Raw genomic sequence first — 18,552 nt, 5'->3', positions numbered from 1 at the left:
AATGCCCTCCGCGCGGAAGATTAGAGCCTTCCGCCATCTATGCGAAGAGCGAGCCGTTTGTGCTTCTTATGCTTCGCCAATCGACCGACCGAGCCGACCGACTGGCCTGTGTTGTTTGTTGTGATGCCCCTTGTGCTTTTCATTCAAATACCTTTGTGTATTTTGTTTGGAAAGTACAAGGGCATTCGCTTCTCTCTCCCCTCACCTCTCTCAGCCTGAGCTGTGAGGTTGAGTCTTGGAACAGAAGGAGAGAAGCCAGAGAGAAAAAGAGCCTGAGCGTTAGCGAAGTCCGCTTAAGCGGACGTAAAATAAAAGTTCCTAGACCGTAGAACTGAAGTGAGAGAGTTGTGAGGACAAGACCAGAGTTATCTCCTGCTCGTAAGAGAAGAAAAGCATACGCACGTAGGAAAGAAGAAGAGAGGTGGGTGAAAGCAGCAGGGGAAGTGAAGACTGTTTACCGCTGTATCTGCGATAAGAACCTAGAAATGTGTAAGGCAGAGGAGCATCCGAAGCGCAATAAGACGACTTAGGATGTAAGTTTGCTGAGGAGAGAGAACGGGCTGGGAGCTTTAGCAGCTAAATACTATAGTGTGCAGTGGCGCAAATTGTTATTGAATCATTACTAAAATAATTTTGACTCCCATTTTGCTGATTGATATCATAAAAGTGTTCTGTTTCACATCAAACTAGAGATATTATCAACAGCTAGAGAGGGACAGCCAATGAAAAATGTTAGTAAGTCAATTGCAAGTTGTATTTCTGTAACTGTAGCGATAGGTGATTAAAGTGGTCGACACTAGATACATACCGATACCTGAATTATGGTTCGCAGGTTATTCTTGCTTTTATTTTACATCTTCGCATGATTCAATGGTTTATAATGTTGGCAGTATTTTAATTCTTTGTGGAGTTTTTGGGTACTCTGCATATCGTGCAAATAAGAACTACGTACAACCTGCGGCATCCTTCATAAAATCCGTATTTTTTATGTTGGCTGTGGTAATTTTACAAGTGTATTGGCTTGACCCTTTGGCTCAGGTTGTAGTTCTACTTATGAGTATCCAGTACGCTTTTGTTTTCTATAAGCAACAGCCGAAATAAGCATCCTTGGAGTTCTAAAACACCTAGCATCACGAGAACCTGCCAATGTTCAGGTTCTCGTGATGTTTTGTATTGGTACCGTTTAGTGAGACTTTGGAAAAGTAGCGCTCCGCGAAAGTGCTGATGAGGTCAAAGGGCTACAAGAGCGGGTGCTAGAGAGGCAGCTGATAAGCATAGAAGACCCCCGGTCTGCTCCTTGAGGAGCGGGCCGGGGGTCTTTCTTGATGCTGCCTATCAGGTGAGGCGGTGGCGCGGTGAGGCGTCTGCGGTACGTGCTTAGCCCTGCGTTGCTTCAGACTGCTGAGCTGCCTCAAGCTTGGCGATCCAGGTGCGTGCCGCCTCCCAGAGCTGCGGGTCATTGAACGAATCGAAGCGCCCAAAACCGGTCGGTGCCTTTGCCGGGTCGGTGCCTTCCGGAACGTAAATCATGACCTTCGTACCGGCGTCACGTGCCGCCTGCGCGCCCGCGGGGGAGTCCTCGAACGCCAGCGCCTCGTGGCCTTCAAAGCCGAGGCGACGTGCCGCCTCCAGGTACATGTCCGGGGCGGGCTTACCGGCCGGAACGTCGTTGCTGCTGACCCAGGTGCGCACCAGCGGGGCGTAGCCGTAGCTTTCCATCTTCAGGGTCAGAATGTTCGCGGTGGAGTTCGACGCCACCGCAACCGGCATGTGCTCGCTCAGGAAGCCAAGGAACTTCTGCGCACCCTCAATCAGGTCCACGCCGGAGCTGATGACCTCGTGCTCGGTGATGAGCAGGTCCTTCATCACGCGTTCATGGTGCTCGGCGTACTCTGCGGAGGCGGTGTCCGGCTTCTGGCCGTTCTGCGCCTCGTAGGAGAGCAGTGCAAGCTCCTGCGCGACGTCGGCTGCCGCCAGGCCGGTGAGGCGGTGCTCGACCTCCTCAGTGAAGGGAACAGACCAGCGGGCGAAAAGCTCACGCTGCACATCGTTCCAGACGGTCTCGGAGTCGAGGAGGATGCCGTCGCAGTCGAAGATTGCGCAGCGGGGGAACCAATCGGAGGGTACTGTGTGTTCAAACATAATGTCAGTCTCTCACAGGGCTTTAGGCTATGGAAGCGGTGGCCCGGTGCGTGAGAAAACATGCAGGGTGCAAACCGGGTGAGGGTACAAAAGCACGCAACACAAACGTTGGACATGAAGAAACCCTCCCGCCGCATCCAGAACGGATGCAACGGGAGGGCAGAAGCTAAAACAGCTTAGAGAGCGGACACCGGCTTATGAGTCACCTGACGCATAAACGGAATGGTCGCCAACAGGCCCACATAGACCAGCGCCAAACCCAGCGCAATAGCGCCGAAGGTCATACCGAACATCTTCGTCAGAATCTCACCGGAAAGCCCCTGCGCCGCAATCAACGCCGTCAGCGGCAGACCCAGTAGCGCAGAAACCACGCTAATGAGCACCAGCGGACCGAAAACCACGGTAAGGCGCGAAGCCTGCAACATCCTCGTGGGGGTACCCATCATATTCAGCGAAGAATACAGCGAACCACGCTCGTAAATGGCGGCGCTCTGGTTCAACACTGCGGAGAGGGTGACCAGCAGGTACGAGAAGAACAGCATGAGCAGCATGCCCTGGAACATGTCCGACATGATGGTCATGAAGGGGCCGGCGGCGGGGCCTACCTCCTTCGCCGTTTTGTTCATCTCACCCGCCAGAATCAGGATGGGGCCGAAGAAGGTCACCAAGAAGGTCGACAGTGCCACACCCGAAACCTGACGCCACGCCCCGCGCGGGGACTCTAGCACCGCACGATAACCCAGCAGAACCGACGCCTTCTGGGTCATGCGCACACGAATCTTTGCGTATGCCCACACGAGGAAGGTGCCAAGCAGGTCGATAGCAAACATCATGCCCAGACCCGGCAGAGAAATGTAGACGGCGAGGTTCTTGATCGCGCTATCAGCACCGCCGTCCTGGAAGGGCGAGAACATGCTAAAACCCTTCGAGGTCGATGCCAGAATCATCACGGCAATGACCAGAACAACACCGATACCCAGGGAAATGTAACCGGCGGAACCAGCCTTCGCGCGGGTACGCACACCCAGCGGGCTGATGCTAACCTTCGCCAAACCGAACAGGGAGCTAAGAGCCGCCAGAACCATACAGCCCAGGAAGCAGTAGAAAATCACGCTCACCGGCAGGAGCATATTCTCAGCACCCAGCGGAACGTTCATGAAGTGCAGGGCGCCAAAGGGGAAAATCAGCACCAGGTAAAGCAACAGACCAATGATGAAACCCACAAGAGAGTACACCAGCGCGTCCGCAACAGACAGACCCACAATCAGGGTCGTGGAGGCACCAATCAGGCGCAGGGACGCCAGACGCTCATCACGGCGGCGGGCACTCAAACGAGCAGCCGAAGCGCCCAGGGTAAAGAGCGGAACAATCAGCACCAGAGCGGCAACCCACGCCAAACCCATGTAGAGCTTCTGAATGCCCATCAGGTTGATCATTTCGTGGTCAACGTTGGCGTGCTCAAGCCAAGTACTCAGCGCCTGAACACCACCGGCAACCGTCAAAAACAGCGCCGAGGAGGCGGCAAAAGCCAGCACGGGAAGAATCGCCTGCGAACTCCATAGGGTTCGCTTGGCGAGTAGAGCATAGATTTGCATTATGCACCTGCCTGAGACTGAGCGCCGAAGCTCTGAGCGTGGTTCTGGGAAGCGGGAACACCGCCCTGGTTATTGCGCTGATCGCTCACAATCTGACCGTCCTGCAGGTACACCACGCGGGAGCACGCCGCCGCCACGTTCGGGTCGTGAGTAACCACCAACAGAGCCTTACCCTGCTGCGGAATCATGGTCAGCAACAGCGCCATCACCTCACGGGCGGTCTTCGAATCCAGTGCGCCGGTCGGCTCATCCGCGAAAGTCACGGGGGCACCGTTCACCTGGGAGCGGGCAATCGCCACACGCTGAGCCTGACCACCGGACATCTCACCCATACGGCGATCCAGCATCTGCCCCAAACCCAGACGGTTCAGCAGATCAGCCGAAATGGAACGCGCCTGCTGGCGGGGAACACCGGCAATCATCGCGGCGAGGGAGACGTTCTCCTCCGCGGTCAGCTCGGGAACCAGCAGACCCTGCTGGAACACGAAACCAAACGAGTTAGCGCGCAGGGAGGTGCGCTCACGCTCACTGAGGGACTCCACCGCCACCTGACCGGCCGGGCCATTGAACAGCACAGAACCGGCATCGAGCTTGATAATGCCCGAGAGCGCGTGCAACAGGGTGGTCTTACCGGAACCGGAAGGACCCATAATCGCTACAGACTCGCCGGGGTAAATATCGAGGCTCACGTTACGCAGAACCGGGTTATTGCCGTACGACTTGTGCAGGTTACGGGCAGAAATAATCGCGCCGCGCGCGAAGGGCGCCTGCTGCATCTGCTGAGGTGCCTGAGCCGGGTAGCCCTGCGGCTGACTCTGGTAGTAGCCCTGCTGGCCGGGCTGGCCGGGCTGACCCTGCTGGGGATGACCTTGCTGAGCGGAATACTGACCGGCAGGCTGCGCCGCCTGCGGAGGGGTCATTGAGTACGGGTTCTGAGCCTGGAACTGCGGGTTCTGGGTTTGAGGATGGTTCTGGGATTGAGGATTCTGCGTCATGACAACCTTCATTGGGTATGAACTAACGGAAGTACACTTCTATCATCTCAGCTTCTTGGCGGCTCACCCCTCCGTCTGGGGGCTGAAAAATATGGGAAAACCCTGAAAAAATTCGCCCGACCGGGCGCTCAACCACCCCGCAGCTCATACCGCGGTATGAGTGCGCTTCATGAGAGAATACGCCTCTTGCCCCCTTGAACTGCGCGGGGGCAATGCCATACTAGAAGGATGACCGACGCACAGAACACCCCCATCATCACTCCGGTACCCGACCCCGAGGCAGGAACCCGCATCATCTTCCTACGCCACGGCCAGACCGACTGGAACATTGACCACCGCTTCCAAGGCGGCACCGACATCCCCCTCAACGACACCGGCAGAGAGCAGGTCCGCACCGCTATCGGTGCCCTGCAGCAGGCAGCAGCTGAGGGCACCGCCGTGGACGCTATCGTCTCCTCGCCCCTTTCCCGTGCCGTAGAAAGCGCCGAAATCGTAGCCGAAGGCCTGGGCGTACCCTACCGCGGTGCCGTTGACGGCTTCCAGGAACGTTCCTTTGGCGACCTGGAGGGCCAGATCGCTACCCCCGAGCTGATTCTCGCCTCCCGCCAGTCCAACAACGCTTTCAACGTGGAACCGAAGAAGGACTTCCTCGCCCGCTCCCTCGCGGCGCTGAACCGCGTCCGCCGCGAATATGAGGGCCAGACCGTTGTGGTCGCCGCGCACGGCATGCTGATTGCCATGGTCGTGACCGCCCTGGTCGCTGAGCGCCACCCCGAACTGCTCAACGAGGACGGTATCTACCCGATCCCGGCCAACGCCTCCCTGACCGAGGTGCCCCTGCAGTACCTGGACGATGCCATCGACCGCCTGGTCGTGCAGCATCTGGAACCCGAGCTGGGCCCCGAGGAAGTACCGGAGGGCGCCGAGAATACGACCCTCACCCTGATTCGTCACGGCCAGACCGACTGGAACAAGGCGAACCTGATGCAGGGCATCACCGACATTCCGCTCAACGACACCGGCCGCGAGCAGGCACGCACCACCGGCAAGAAGCTCGCCGACATGGGCCTGGAATTCACCATGCTAGTGTCCTCGCCGCTCTCCCGCGCCCACGAGACCGCGCAACTGGTCGGTGAGCACTTCGATCTGCAGGTGCACAAGACTTACCCCGAGCTGGTGGAACGCGCCTACGGTGCCGGTGAGGGCCTGGACATTCCCGCCCCCGAACGCCGCGCCCCCGAACGCTACTACCCGAACGTGGAATCCGAACGCGACGTGTACATCCGCGCGGTGCGTACCCTGCGCAATATCGTGCGTGAACTCTCCGAAGAGCCGGGCGACCAGAAGATTATTGCCGTCAGCCACGGTAGCTTTATCCGCCGCGCCCTCTCCGCAGCGGCCGGTGAAGAATGGACCGTGACCGTGCCGAACGCCGAACCGCTCACGATTGACGTGCCGGGCCTGTTCGCGTGGGACTCGACCAAGCAGTTCGACGAGGTGGGTCGCCTTGTTTGGTAAAGGTTGGTCTGGCGCTCGCGTGTGGCGGCTGATTCTCTGGCCGGTCACGGCGCTGTACTGCGCGGTGGTGGCGAGTATCGTGTTCGCCCCCGTACACGTGGACGATAACGAGATGGGAGGCCGCCTGGCGCAGCTGCTGGATACTGGCCATGCTGAGGGCTGGTTGCCTGCTTTCATCACCTATTCGAGTATCGAGCAGCTTTCGAACGTCATTATGTTCATTCCGGGCGGTTTTCTTTTCGCCCTGCTGCTCAAACCGAAGGCTCGCCCGCACGTGCTGTACTCGGGATTTCTGGTCAGCGCCTGTATTGAGACGATTCAGAGTTTCATGCCTGATCGCACCGGCGACCCAGTGGATGTGCTGATGAACGGTTCGGGTGCCCTGCTGGGCGCGGCGGGTGCTTTGGGTGTGCATCGTTGGCGTCGCGTGCGTCGCGAACGCAAGGGCAAGTAAACGAGCACCCAAATAAGCGCGCATTAATTGCATATGTTCTGCTGGTGGAGGCGCTGGTTTCGAGGATTTTCGGAGCCGGCGCCTCCACTTTTTGCCCTGTGAGGGCGCCGTGTAGGTGTTGGACACTGTGGGAATGGTGAGGGAGCGGGAAAACCCAACAGTTCATTAGGTCAAACAGACATAAACAGGCAACAGCTCGCAAATAGGTGTGGTTTCGGTAGGGAACATTCGGGTAATATTCCGGCAAATACAGCGTTTTATATTGACTTGCCCACAAAAACCCACATAAAATCAAGTATTACCCTCAAGTGTTTTGCTGGCTCATTGAAGCCATGTCTCTCATGGCCATAAAAGCCGAGCAGAACGCAGAAAAGAACGCACAGATTTTCTCCCACTAGCCCAAAGGAACACCAGAGTTATGTTCGCAGAAGAACGCCGTGCCGAAATTGCAAAGCTTGTTGCCTCCGCACGTCGTGTCAACGGCGCTGACCTTGCACGTCGTTACGATGTGACCATGGAGACCGTGCGTCGTGACCTCGCCGCACTGGAAGAGGCAGGTAAGCTCCGCCGTGTTCACGGTGGTGCTGTCACCATTGAGCAGTCCACCTCCCTGGAGTCCTCCATCTCCTCCCGACAGGGCATGAACACCCCCGAGAAGCGCCGTATCGCCACCAAGGCATACCAGATGCTGCGCGACTCCGAGGCAGGCTCCATCGTCCTGGACGCAGGCTCCACCATCGAGATTCTCGCCGACCACATCGGCGCCGAGAACTTCAGCCTCAAGACCGGCAACGACCGCATCATCATCACCCACGCACTGCACATTGCAGTCAAGCTCGCCGAAGCCGAGGGTGTCACCCTTGAACTGGTTGGCGGCCAGCTGCGCAAGATGACCTGGGCTGCTGTTGGTGCACGCGCCGCAGAGCACTTCGGTACCATGCGCCCCGATATTGCTTTCATCGGTGCCAACGGCATTGAAGCCCACTTCGGCATCTCCACCCCCGGCATGAACGAAGCTATTGTCAAGACCGCAATTTGCAAGGCAGCCCGCCGCGTGGTCTTGCTTTGTGACTCCGCGAAGTTCGGTCAGGAATCCCTGGTCCGCTTCGCCGGATTCGAGGATATTGACACCCTCATTACTGATCGCGAGCCCGAAGGTGCCCTCCGCCAGGCACTCGAGGCCGCAAATGTTGAGATTGTGATTGCCTAATGATTATTACTCTGACCGCCAACCCCAGCCTGGACCGCACCATTGAACTCGGCGCGCCCCTGGCCCACGGTGCCGTGCAGCGTGCTGTCGGCGCCGTACAGGATCCCGGTGGCAAGGGCGTGAATATTTCGCGCGCCCTGCAGGTTTCCGGTGTGCCGACCCTCGCCATTGTGCCCGGTGAAGCCAGCGACCCGGTGCTGACCGCACTGCAGGCTGTGGATGTCGAGTTCGCTAACCTGCCCACCGGTGAGCCGATTCGCTCGAACATCACCGTGGTTGACCCGGACGGCACCACCACCAAGCTGAATGCCCCCGGCACCGTTTTTGACGCTGAACTGCGTCAGAAGCTGGACGAGCTGGTGGTTGAGCGTTCCAAGGGTGCCGACTGGGTGGTTCTGGCTGGTTCCCTGCCTCCGGGTCTGGAGCCGACCTACTACTCCGAGCTGGTGGCGGCACTGCGCGCCTCCGGCTACGACGGCAAAATCGCTATCGATACCTCTGAGGCGCCGCTGATTGCGACCGTCGCCGGTGAGCATAAGCCCACCCTGATTAAGCCCAACTCGGAGGAGCTGGCTCAGCTGACCGGTAGCGACAACTGGGAGGAGCTGGAGGCCAGCCCCGAGCTGACCGCCCGTACCGCCCAGAAGCTGCTCGGCGACGGCATTGAATATGTGCTTGCCACCCTCGGTGGCGGCGGTGCCGTGCTGGTCACTGAGCAGGGTATCTGGCACGCTGTGCACGAGCCGATTCAGGTTCGTAGCACTGTGGGTGCCGGTGACTCCTCGCTGTCCGGTTTCTTGATTGCTCACACTCGTGGTGAGGATGCCCCCGGTTGCCTAGTTCAGGCGGTAGCTCACGGTTCGGCTGCTGCTGCTCTGCCCGGTACCCGTATGCCTTCGCTGGAGCAGACCACTCCTGAGAAGGTCACTGTTCGTCAGCTGCAGCTCTAATTCGGACTGTTTTCGCACCTCCAGCTTTTATTCTCAGAAGGGAATGTATGCAGGGGTGTTACCTCAACACCCACACGCATATACGAACACAACACACACTGCACACACTTTGAACCCATATAGGGGAGAAGCCCGGCACCGCTAAGCGAATCCCCGCCCCAACACATACCCGAGGAGGGAATATGTCTGATCTGATCACCGCAGATCTCGTCCTGCTGGACGAGAACCTCGGCGAGACCCGATTCGACGTAATTGCCAAGCTCGCCCAGGCAGTCGTAAATGCCGGACGCGCTACCGACTTCGAGCAGCTCTACGCGGCTGCCGAGGCACGCGAATCCAAGACCGACACCGGTATCCCCGGCGGTATTGCGATTCCGCACTGCCGCAGTGCCGCCGTCACCGAGCCGACCCTGGCAATGGCACGCCCCAACCCTGCAGTTTCCTTCGGTGCAAAGGACGGCCCCGCCGACCTGATTTTCTTCATCGCTGCACCCGATGGCGCTGACCAGGCTCACCTGAAGCTGCTCTCCACCCTGGCACGCTCCCTGATGAAGAAGAGCTTCACCGCGTCCCTGCGCGAAGCCTCCTCGGCTGAAGAGATCGTTGAGCTGGTCAACGGTGCGCTCGGCGTGGGTGAGAAGAAGGCAGAGGCTAAGCCCGCCGAGGCTGCCGCTGCTGCTCCGGCTACTACCCCGGCTGCTGCTGAGAAGGAAGCCCCCGCCGCTTCGGCTCCGGTGAAGAAGATTGTTGCTGTGACCGCATGCCCCACCGGCATCGCTCACACCTATATGGCTGCGGACGCCCTCAAGTACGCTGCTGAAGAGCTCGGCTACGACCTGAAGGTTGAAACCCAGGGCTCCTCGGGTAACGAGAAGCTGACTCAGGCTGATATTGACGCCGCAGACGCCGTGATTTTCGCGGTGTCCGTGAACGTGCGTGAGCGTAACCGCTTCGCAGGTAAGCCCTTTATTGAGTCTCCCGTCAAGCGCGGTATTGACGAGCCTAAGGAAATGATTGCGGAGGCTCTGGCTGAGGCCGAGAACCCCAACGGTGCACGCGTTGCCGCTGCCGCATCCAGCGGTGAGGACAGCGCAGGCGCTACCGAAGGCGCTTGGGGCTCGCGCATCTACAAGGCTGTGATGACCGGTATCTCCTACATGATTCCGTTCGTTGCCGCCGGCGGTATTCTGGTCGCCCTGGGCTTCGTTTTCGAGGCAATTACGGTGCCGAACCTTGGCGATGTGAACACCAAGGCGATTCTCGACTCGGCAACCCTGTTCAATCTCGGTGACGTGCACTGGACCCTGTACCTGGGTGCTGTTCTGCAGACCATCGGTGGTTTCGGTCTGAGCCTGATGGTTCCGGCTCTTGCCGCGTACATTGCGTACGGTTTGGCTCAGCGTCCCGGTATTGCTCCGGGCTTCATCGCCGGTTCGGTGGCTCTTGCGGTAAACGCGGGCTTCCTTGGCGGTATTGTTGGCGGTATTCTCGCCGGTCTGATTGCGTACGCTCTGGGTACCCTGAAGCTGCCCCGCTGGCTTGGCTCGATGATGCCCGTGGTCATCACCCCGCTGGTGACTTCTCTGGTCGCCGGCCTGGCAATGTACCTGCTGCTCGGTGCGCCCCTGGCGTGGGTGATGACCACCCTGCAGGATTGGCTGACCTCCATGTCTGGCGGTTCCGCTCTGCTGCTGGGTCTGATCCTGGGCGCCATGATGGCTTCTGACCTGGGTGGCCCCATCAACAAGGCTGCTTACCTCTTCGCAACTGCTGGCCTGTCCTCGGGTGCGACCGTGAACCAGGAAATCATGGCTGCCGTCATTATTTCCGGTATGGTTCCGCCGCTGGCTATGGCTCTGGCAACCACCCTGCGTCCCAAGCTGTTCAACGAGAACGAGCGTGAGAACGGTAAGGCTGCGTGGCTGCTGGGTGCATCCTTCATCTCTGAGGGTGCTATTCCCTTCGCTTCGGCTGACCCGGCTCGCGTGATTCCTTCGACCATTGTTGGTGGCGCTATTGCCGGTGCAATCTCCATGGGTGCGCACGTGGCTTCCCCGGCTCCGCACGGCGGTATCTGGATTATTGGTCTGGCGCAGAACCCGCTGATGTTCTTCGTGGCCGTGCTGGCCGGTACCGTGCTATCGGCTCTGGTGTACGTTGTGCTGAAGTCCATGGGTGCCCGCTCCAAGGCATCCGCATAAAGGCCGTATAACCTCACCTTCATTTGATCGTCTGTTTGCAGGCGTGAGCGTGAAAAAACACGTTACACTGTAGACAAACCACAGATAGGACATGAATTTATGACTACCTACAAGGGCGTCGGCGTATACGCCGGCCGCGTTATTGGCCCCGTTCTTCAGATGCCTAAGCCCATCGAGGAACCCAAGGACGGTCTGCGTCTGAGCGGTGAGACCGCTGAGGCTGCAGCGCAGCGCATCAAGGACGCTTCGGTCCGCGTGAAGGAAGACCTGCTCGCTCGTGCAGAGCACGCTAGCCGTGACGGCAAGGCTGTTCTGAAGTCTACCTCTCAGATGGCTACCGACCGTGCACTCATCAAGAGCGCTATTAAGCTGGTTGAGACTCAGGAGATGGCTCCCGAGCGCGCTATCTGGGAGGCTGCAACCTCCTTCGCAGACCAGATGGCTGCCCTGGGTGGCTACATGGCTGAGCGCGTCACCGACATCCACGACGTGCGTGCCCGCATTGTTGCTGAGCTGACCGACCAGCAGGCTCCCGGCATCCCCGTTTCTGATGAGCCGTTCATCCTGGCCGCTATTGACCTGGCACCGGCTGACACCGCGACCTTGGACCCCGAGAAGGTTATCGCTCTGATTACCTCTGACGGTGGCCCCCAGGCACACACCGCTATTCTGGCTCGCGGTCTGGGTCTGCCCGCTATTGTGGCGGCTAAGGGCGTGACCGAGATTGCTGACGGCACCGTCGTCTACGTGGACTCCAACGAAGGCATCGTTGACACCGAGCCCACCGACGCTGACCGTGAGGCAGCAATCAAGTACGCAAACCGTAAGCCTGTCGCTGACTTTGACGGTCAGGGTGTGCTGGCTGACGGCACCCGCGTTGAGCTGTACGCAAACGTTGGTGACGGCAAGTCCGCTGAGAAGGCTGCAAGCCTGAAGGCTGAGGGTGTTGGCCTGTTGCGCACCGAGTTCGGCTTCCTGGGCCACGACTCTGAGCCTTCTATCGAGACTCAGGCTAAGACCTACAAGTCCGTGTTTGACGCATTCCCCGGCAAGCACATTGTGGTTCGTACCCTGGACGCTGGCGCTGACAAGCCCCTGCCGTTCCTGAACGTGAACCCCGAGGAGAACCCCGCACTGGGTGTTCGCGGTTTCCGTACTGACTGGACCGTTCCGGGCGTTCTGACCCGCCAGCTGGAGGCTATTAAGGCTGCTTCGGAGAACTCCGACGCGGACATCTGGGTTATGGCTCCGATGATTTCGACCACCTCCGAGGCACGCAACTTCGCGAACATGCTCAAGGAGATCGGCCTGCCCGTTCACGGTGTGATGGTTGAAACCCCCGCAGCTGTGATGAACGCTGAGGCTATCCTGGGCGAGGTCGACTTCGTGTCCATCGGCACCAACGACCTGACCCAGTACACCATGGCAGCTGACCGTCTGCTGGGTGACCTGGCGCACCTGAACAACCCCTGGCAGCCTGCAGTGCTGAAGATGATCAAGATGACTGTTGAGGGTGCTCAGCGTGCATCGGTCACCGCGGGTAAGAAGAAGTACGTGAGCGTCTGTGGTGAGGCTGCGGCTGACCCGGCTCTGGCTGTTGTTCTGATTGGTCTGGGTGTTGACACCCTGTCCATGAACGCTGGCGCTATCCCCGCTGTGGCTGCGGTTCTGAAGTCTGTGACCAAGGAGAAGGCACAGCAGATTGCGGCTATCGCTCTGCAGCAGATTTCTTCTGCTGAGGCGAAGGAGAGCGCACGCAAGGCTCTGCCGATTCTGGATGAGCTGGGCCTCTAAGCCTTAAAACGATTCCGGGTTCTGCCTGCCGCCCCTTGGTGGGGTGTGTTAGGCGGTGCCCGGGTCCATAAAAATGCCGGGTGCGGAGTTTTATTTCTGCATCCGGCATTTTTGTACTTGTTAGCGTACGGCTGAACGGTACAATTTATAGAGTAAGGGCGGGTCCTGAAGCGCCCCGTTCATTTAGAATAGGGACTGATATATTTTTGGTTCCTTGATCAAAGGAGAAACATAATGGCAGAGCGCGAAGCCACTATTGCAAGCCGTGTTGGCCTGCACGCACGTCCGGCAGCTATCTTCGCTGAGGCAGCTGGCGACCTCCCCGTTGAGGTGACCATCGCTGCTAAGGGTGAGCCCGCAGATGAGGCTATGGACGCTGCATCGATTCTGTCCCTGATGTCCCTGGGTGCAAAGCACGGCGACGTTGTTGTCCTGCGCGCTGAGGGCGAAGGTGCTGAAGAGGCTCTTGACTCGCTGGTTAAGATCCTCGAGACCGACCACGACGCTGAGTAATTGACTTTCGCCTCTGAAGTGACCCTGAGCGGTGCGCTTCGGATGCTGTGAAGGCTACGGCCTTAAAGCGTGAATATCCCGTCACTTCGGTGGCGGGATATTTTTTGTTATGAATAATTCATTTTTTATTGAGGCGTGAGTGGGGGGAGATAGGGGATATTTCTCTGCAAATCTTAATGTATATATAACCTTTATTTTTCCTCGAAAATAGCTCTAGAAATATCTCCCAAAATATCTTCTGTGCAGTAATGACCTGGATTTCTCTTCATATCAATGAAGCCTTCTGCCGTAAGTGCCGCAGAGCGCTTTTTGCTCACAAAATCACCGGGCAGAAAAGTGATATTTCTGCTCTTCAGTGCTACCGCAGAATCGTGCCCTTGTTAGACTAAAAAGGCACTGTCTATCTGGGAGGGACATTGGCAGAATCGAGGAACACCCCCGCGACCCCCACATCGCGGGAAGCTTCGCATGCAGACGAAGCGAACACTGCCGCAATGGAAGGAAGCGAGCAGAACACCACCGCGGGCTACATCGCCGGTAAACGCGGTTTTCCCCTGGTTTCACTAGACCAGGTCACCGACGAGAAATTGCGCCGCGTGCTGGCTCAGCATGCTACCTCCGCGACAAGCCAGGAGAGCACCGTCGCTGCAGAAGCTGTCAGCGATGTACTGCAGGAGGCCGCAGCGGATATGGGCATCACCGCGCAGGAGCCGGTTGAGCCCACATGCGACCCCGAACTGACCCCTAACGGCCACGGCGCGCGTACCGTCATTGACCCCTCCCTCGTGCCTGATCATGAGCTGGACGCGTACCGTGAGGACCCGAACCCCGTCACCTCCAGCAACTTGGTAACCGAGGAGGCGCTGACCCGCCCCTCCCAGCCGGTGCCCATGACCGGCATGATTCCGCAGGTGCCCAACTCTCACGCAGCCCGCCGCTTCGGCGCGGATCCTACCGCAATGCCGAAGACCGGGCCTGTCTCGATGCCCACCACCTCCGTACCGCTGGTTGAGGGCGGCTCTCGCGGCCTGTTTGGGCGCGGTAGTGGCGGCCGTTGGGGGTCGCGTCGCCTCCGCTCCTTCGTGCGCACTGAGGAGGCGGCACCCGCCGCTCCGCGCGGCGCCCAGCGTATTGCTCAGCGTCAGTTTGTGCCGACTATCCGCTCTGACGAGCATGAGCGTCGTGAGGCATTCCGCCGTGAGAAGGAGTACGCCCGCGATACCCTGAACTTCACCCTGCGTCTGGCTGAGGCGATGTTCCACTACGGCGCGGACGCCATGGATGTGGACTCGGCAATTATTGCGGTGTCTTCGGCGTATGGTTTGGACTCGGTTGAAGTCGACATCACGAACCAGTCGGTGACCATCAACTACACCTCGGACCCCGATATTTACATGGAGTCCCGCATCGCCAAGCGCAATGCGAACGCTGATGAGCGTTTTACCCACACCCTGGTGCGTGTGGTGCGTTCCTCCACTGAGAACTATGAGGCGCTTTCTGAGGTGTACGGCCTGATTTATAAGATCACTCGCGGCGGTATGACCCTGGAAATGGCTGATTTGAAGCTGAACCAGATTACGCACCGCCCCAAGCCGTTCCCGCCTCTGGTGGTGTGGGCGGCGAACCTGGCGTGTGCTGGAACCCTGACGGCGGCGCTGGGGGCGAGCTTTGCGACGGCGTTGAGTGCGGCGATTATTTTTATTCCGGTGTACCTGCTGATTCAGTGGTTGAGTTCGATTGGTATTCCGGCGTTCTTCCGTATGGCTGCCAGTGCGGGTCTGATGACCTTCTTGGCGATTTGGCTGGGCGGTGAGGGATCCATTCTTTCGGTGTTGCAGCGTCAGGGGGAGGCGATTTCGGCGCCTCTGGTGGTGGCTGCGGGCATGATTATGTTCTTGCCGACTCCGCGTCTGGTGGGTGCCGTGCAGGACGCGATTAATGGCTTCCCGGTGACGGCTGCGGGTCGTTTCGTGTCTACGGGCATGAGCTTCTTGGGTCTGGTGGTTGGCATTGCGACCGCGGTGAGTGCGATCAATATTTTCAACGGACCGACCCTGGATATTGAGCAGCTGCGTTTTGAGCCGACGACCCCGCTGGCGGCGTCTTTCTTCTTCCTGGTGGCGATTGCAACTTTTGCAATTACCTTGCAGACGAAGCTGGTGAAGGTCGGGTGGCTGATGGTCATTACGGGCTGCGGTCTGGCGGCGTATTACAGTTATGAGCTACTGGCTGGCCCAAGTACTGGTCGCGGTCCGACGGCGTGTGCGGCGGTTGTGATTGGTGCGTTGAGCACGTATTTTGCGTACCGTCTGCATGTGCCTCAGGCGATTTTCTCAATTCCTGCGATTACGTTCTTGCTGCCGGGTCTGTCGTTCTTCCGCGGCATGTATTTGTTGACGGTTGAGACGGATGTGATTCTGGGTATGCAGAATATGATTACGGCGGTTTCGATTGTGGTGGCGATGGCTTCGGGTGTTGCGTTGGGTAATTACACGATGCAGTACGCGCTACAGCATTTTACGACTCCGCGGAATGTGGAACCGGCAGATTCCTAACCCTATTTTCAAGGGTATATAGCCAATATTGCATATATTGGATGCGGGAAGGGGCGGCAGCTTGCGAGTTCAACTCACAAGCTACCGCCCCTTCGCTACACCCATTGCGCCAGCTTTTACACCGGTTCTTACGCTGCGCCTAGCGGACCGTCCAATCCACCGGCTCCGCACCCTGCTGCACCAGCAAAGAATTCACGGTCGAAAACGGGCGCGAACCAAAGAAACCACGACGAGCAGACAGCGGCGAAGGATGCGCCGACTCCACGCTCGGGTACGGCTGCAACATGGGTGCGCACTTGCGCGCATCCGCACCCCACAGCAGGCCAACCAGCGGCTGGTTACGCGCCACCAGTGCACGGATAGCGCACTCGGTAATCTCCTCCCAGCCCTTGCCGCGGTGCGAACCCGCATCAGACTCGCGCACCGTCAAAACCCTGTTGAGCAGCATGACACCCTCATCAGCCCAACAGGACAGGTCGCCGTGATCAGCCGGGGCAATACCCAGGTCGTCCTCAAGTTCCTTGTAAATATTGTTCAGCGAACGAGGCAACGGCATACCGCGGTGCACCGAGAACGACAAACCCATCGCATTGCCCGGAGTAGGGTAGGGGTCCTGGCCAATAATGAGGACCTTCACCTGGCTCATCGGGCGGCGGAACGCATTGAAAATATCAGCGGCAGGCGGGAAAGTACGATACCCCGCCGCGTGCTCCTCACGCAGGAAAGCGCCCATGGCGTGAATCTGCTCTTCGACGGGGGCAAGTGCTGCCGCCCAATCCTCGCTCATAATGCTACTGAGGGGCTGGTTCATGAATCTCCTCGGGAATCTCCTGGGGCTGATGCGACCCGGACGGTGACGGGGCCGGGTGCGGGATGAATACTTCTCCTCTAGACTGAGGTTCTCTTCTAGACTGAGGCTCTCCTCTAGGCTAGGGTTCTCTTCTAGGCTGGGTTTCTCTTCTAGACTAGGGGATGACGAATACACACGCTAGGAGACGCCAGCCGCAGCGGGCGAGCTACAGACAGGAGGGAACGTGTCAGAACAGGAACGCGCTGAAACCGCACAGAGCCAGCCAGAAGCACAGAGCCAATTAGAAGCGCAGAGCCAGGCGGAAATAGAAAACCAGCCGGAAGCCCAGAGCCAACCCGGCGGGCTGACCCCGGTGGAGCGCCGCATCCTTGAGGTGGAGCGCCGCCGCTTCAAGCACCAGGGTTCCAAGGAGAAGGCGATTATCGCCGCCGGTTTCACCCCGATTGCCTACTATCAGCGCCTGAATGTGATGCTCGATGATGAGCGGGTACGCGCCGCAGCGCCGCAGATGATCGACGTTCTGCGCGCCCGCCGAGACGCTGACTAGGGGCTCGAATTGCGGGAGCCGTGCGAGCCTTCCAACTCCTGCATCCAACCCCGCACACCTTAGGTTCAACCAGAGATTGAACACTGTGCGGTGTCCATCTCTTTCACAGCCGGTTGCGGGGCGTTCACATTGGTTCTCGCTAATTGAGCCGGTACTCTAGGTACTAGAACACCAAGACCGCACCTTCTGCAGCCGCGCCCGCGTGCCAGGCAGGGAGGCACGGTACCAGCCGGTAAACAGAGACCCGTGAAATGAGGATAAATGAGCTACCCCCGCGACGAATTTGATGAGGTAGACGAAAATACCGCCCGCCGCGGAACCTACCGCGCGGTCAATGCTGACCCGGCAAAGAGCCCCAAGGGCGCTATCCCCCTGGTAGCTGCAGGCGTAGTTGGTCTGCTCATCGGCGGCGCAATGTACGTGTACGCGCCGCGCACCGCCTCCCCGCAGTACTCGGCGTCCACCGCGAAGAGCAGCTCCGCCCCCGCAAGTGCGTCGGCGTCCTCTGCGCCGGCTAAGGCTTCTGCGTCGGCAAGCGCCACGAAGACCGGTCTGGCTGAGTCCATCTCTGTGGCGGTCTACAATGCGGCGGCTCCGGCGGGTAGCGCATCCGGTGCGGCGGCGCAGCTGACCGGTTACACCATCAGCGAGACGGCAAACTACACGGGTGTGGCACCGGCAACCAGCGTGGTCTACTACGCTGAGGGCTACCAGTCGCAGGCGCAGAGTATCGCCTCGAAGCTGGGTATTGCTCAGGTGCGTCAGGCAACCTCCGACGTGCGGATGGGCAACCACGAGGTCATCGTGATTCTGTCCTCGGATTACACCGGCTCCGCTACTGCAGCGGAATAGGTTCGGGCGGTTGCCCCAGTGAATCTAAGTCCGCGAATCTAAGCCCGTGCTAAGTCCGCGAATCTAAGCCCGTGCCCACTGTTTCTGCCATAACGACTTCTGCTCAACCCCATCCGCGCAATTCCACTGATGCGCCGGGTGGGGTTGATGCTTTTAACACCCCTCACGCGCCCCCGGTAGGCACACCGGTAACGCCCCTTTTGGCGGGCTTAATGAGTGCAGATTAAGCACTGGGCGATTAACCCTTCAACCTTGGGCTTAAACGTTTGCTCCATGCCGGTGCGGGTGCCACAATTGATGTAGCGTTCGGGTGCTTTATGCCCTACTCTGCCCGCGCCTCCGTAACCGGGGTGTTGTGGAGGGGCAGCCACCCGATTTTAGATGTACCGCACCCGCAAGGGTGAAGGAAGAAATC

Annotated in this window: 14 protein-coding genes; 10 read left to right on the top strand and 4 right to left on the bottom strand. The window is 58.8% G+C overall.

Annotation, left to right across the window (positions count from 1 at the left end; all coding sequences use genetic code 11):
* Positions 1-1,377: 1,377 nt before the first annotated feature.
* The 3 genes from HMPREF2528_RS05470 to HMPREF2528_RS05460 all read right to left on the bottom strand — a co-directional run bounded on the left by HMPREF2528_RS05470 (position 1,378) and on the right by HMPREF2528_RS05460 (position 4,732).
* Positions 1,378-2,142: an HAD family hydrolase gene (locus HMPREF2528_RS05470; RefSeq protein WP_070543000.1), complete on the bottom strand. Its 765-nt coding sequence runs from the start codon at positions 2,140-2,142 to the stop codon at positions 1,378-1,380.
* 176 nt (positions 2,143-2,318) lie between these two features.
* A complete protein-coding gene (locus HMPREF2528_RS05465) occupies positions 2,319-3,737 on the bottom strand; it encodes an FtsX-like permease family protein (RefSeq protein ID WP_070542997.1) in 1,419 nt (472 codons plus the stop codon).
* On the bottom strand, positions 3,737-4,732 hold the full coding sequence (locus tag HMPREF2528_RS05460; protein ID WP_070543018.1) for an ABC transporter ATP-binding protein: 996 nt from the start codon (positions 4,730-4,732) through the stop codon (positions 3,737-3,739). Before HMPREF2528_RS05460 ends, HMPREF2528_RS05465 begins: the two co-directional genes overlap by 1 nt.
* A 228-nt stretch (positions 4,733-4,960) precedes the next feature.
* Between HMPREF2528_RS05460 and HMPREF2528_RS05455 the strand changes: the two genes are divergently transcribed.
* The 8 genes from HMPREF2528_RS05455 (at position 4,961) to HMPREF2528_RS05420 (ending at position 15,927) form a co-directional block, all read left to right on the top strand.
* Complete coding sequence (locus tag HMPREF2528_RS05455; protein ID WP_049363503.1) at positions 4,961-6,250, top strand: histidine phosphatase family protein; 1,290 nt, start codon at positions 4,961-4,963, stop codon at positions 6,248-6,250.
* Positions 6,240-6,704, top strand: a complete 465-nt coding sequence (locus HMPREF2528_RS05450) for a VanZ family protein (RefSeq protein WP_005504497.1) — start codon at positions 6,240-6,242, stop codon at positions 6,702-6,704. The genes HMPREF2528_RS05455 and HMPREF2528_RS05450 overlap by 11 nt, the downstream gene beginning before the upstream one ends.
* Before the next feature lie 418 nt (positions 6,705-7,122).
* The gene (locus HMPREF2528_RS05445) at positions 7,123-7,914 is read left to right on the top strand and encodes a DeoR/GlpR family DNA-binding transcription regulator (protein ID WP_049357323.1); all 792 of its coding nucleotides are present in this window, start codon (positions 7,123-7,125) and stop codon (positions 7,912-7,914) included.
* The gene (locus tag HMPREF2528_RS05440) at positions 7,914-8,864 is read left to right on the top strand and encodes a 1-phosphofructokinase family hexose kinase (protein WP_070542993.1); all 951 of its coding nucleotides are present in this window, start codon (positions 7,914-7,916) and stop codon (positions 8,862-8,864) included. Before HMPREF2528_RS05445 ends, HMPREF2528_RS05440 begins: the two co-directional genes overlap by 1 nt.
* Positions 8,865-9,046: 182 nt before the next feature.
* The gene (locus tag HMPREF2528_RS05435) at positions 9,047-11,065 is read left to right on the top strand and encodes a PTS fructose transporter subunit IIABC (RefSeq protein ID WP_070507222.1); all 2,019 of its coding nucleotides are present in this window, start codon (positions 9,047-9,049) and stop codon (positions 11,063-11,065) included.
* A gap of 99 nt (positions 11,066-11,164) precedes the next feature.
* The gene (gene ptsP / locus HMPREF2528_RS05430; RefSeq protein WP_012902843.1) at positions 11,165-12,859 is read left to right on the top strand and encodes a phosphoenolpyruvate--protein phosphotransferase; all 1,695 of its coding nucleotides are present in this window, start codon (positions 11,165-11,167) and stop codon (positions 12,857-12,859) included.
* 234 nt (positions 12,860-13,093) lie between these two features.
* Complete coding sequence (locus HMPREF2528_RS05425) at positions 13,094-13,372, top strand: HPr family phosphocarrier protein (protein WP_005504506.1); 279 nt, start codon at positions 13,094-13,096, stop codon at positions 13,370-13,372.
* Positions 13,373-13,788: 416 nt separating this feature from the next.
* On the top strand, positions 13,789-15,927 hold the full coding sequence (locus HMPREF2528_RS05420) for a threonine/serine exporter family protein (protein WP_070542991.1): 2,139 nt from the start codon (positions 13,789-13,791) through the stop codon (positions 15,925-15,927).
* A 139-nt stretch (positions 15,928-16,066) separates the two neighbouring features.
* Here the strand turns inward: HMPREF2528_RS05420 and HMPREF2528_RS05415 are convergent, their stop codons facing one another.
* Entirely contained in the window at positions 16,067-16,738 is a 672-nt protein-coding gene (locus tag HMPREF2528_RS05415) for a uracil-DNA glycosylase (RefSeq protein ID WP_070542987.1), read from the bottom strand.
* A 223-nt stretch (positions 16,739-16,961) separates the two neighbouring features.
* On the opposite strand from HMPREF2528_RS05415, the gene HMPREF2528_RS05410 reads away from it, so the two are divergent.
* Both HMPREF2528_RS05410 and HMPREF2528_RS05405 read left to right on the top strand, forming a co-directional pair.
* Complete coding sequence (locus HMPREF2528_RS05410; RefSeq protein WP_012902847.1) at positions 16,962-17,285, top strand: DUF3263 domain-containing protein; 324 nt, start codon at positions 16,962-16,964, stop codon at positions 17,283-17,285.
* Between the two features lie 261 nt (positions 17,286-17,546).
* Complete coding sequence (locus HMPREF2528_RS05405) at positions 17,547-18,137, top strand: LytR C-terminal domain-containing protein (RefSeq protein WP_012902849.1); 591 nt, start codon at positions 17,547-17,549, stop codon at positions 18,135-18,137.
* Positions 18,138-18,552: the final 415 nt, after the last annotated feature.

The sequence above is a fragment of the Rothia sp. HMSC078H08 genome (assembly GCF_001808955.1).
Lineage (GTDB): Bacteria > Actinomycetota > Actinomycetes > Actinomycetales > Micrococcaceae > Rothia.
This window is presented reverse-complemented; position numbering and strand designations above follow the sequence as displayed.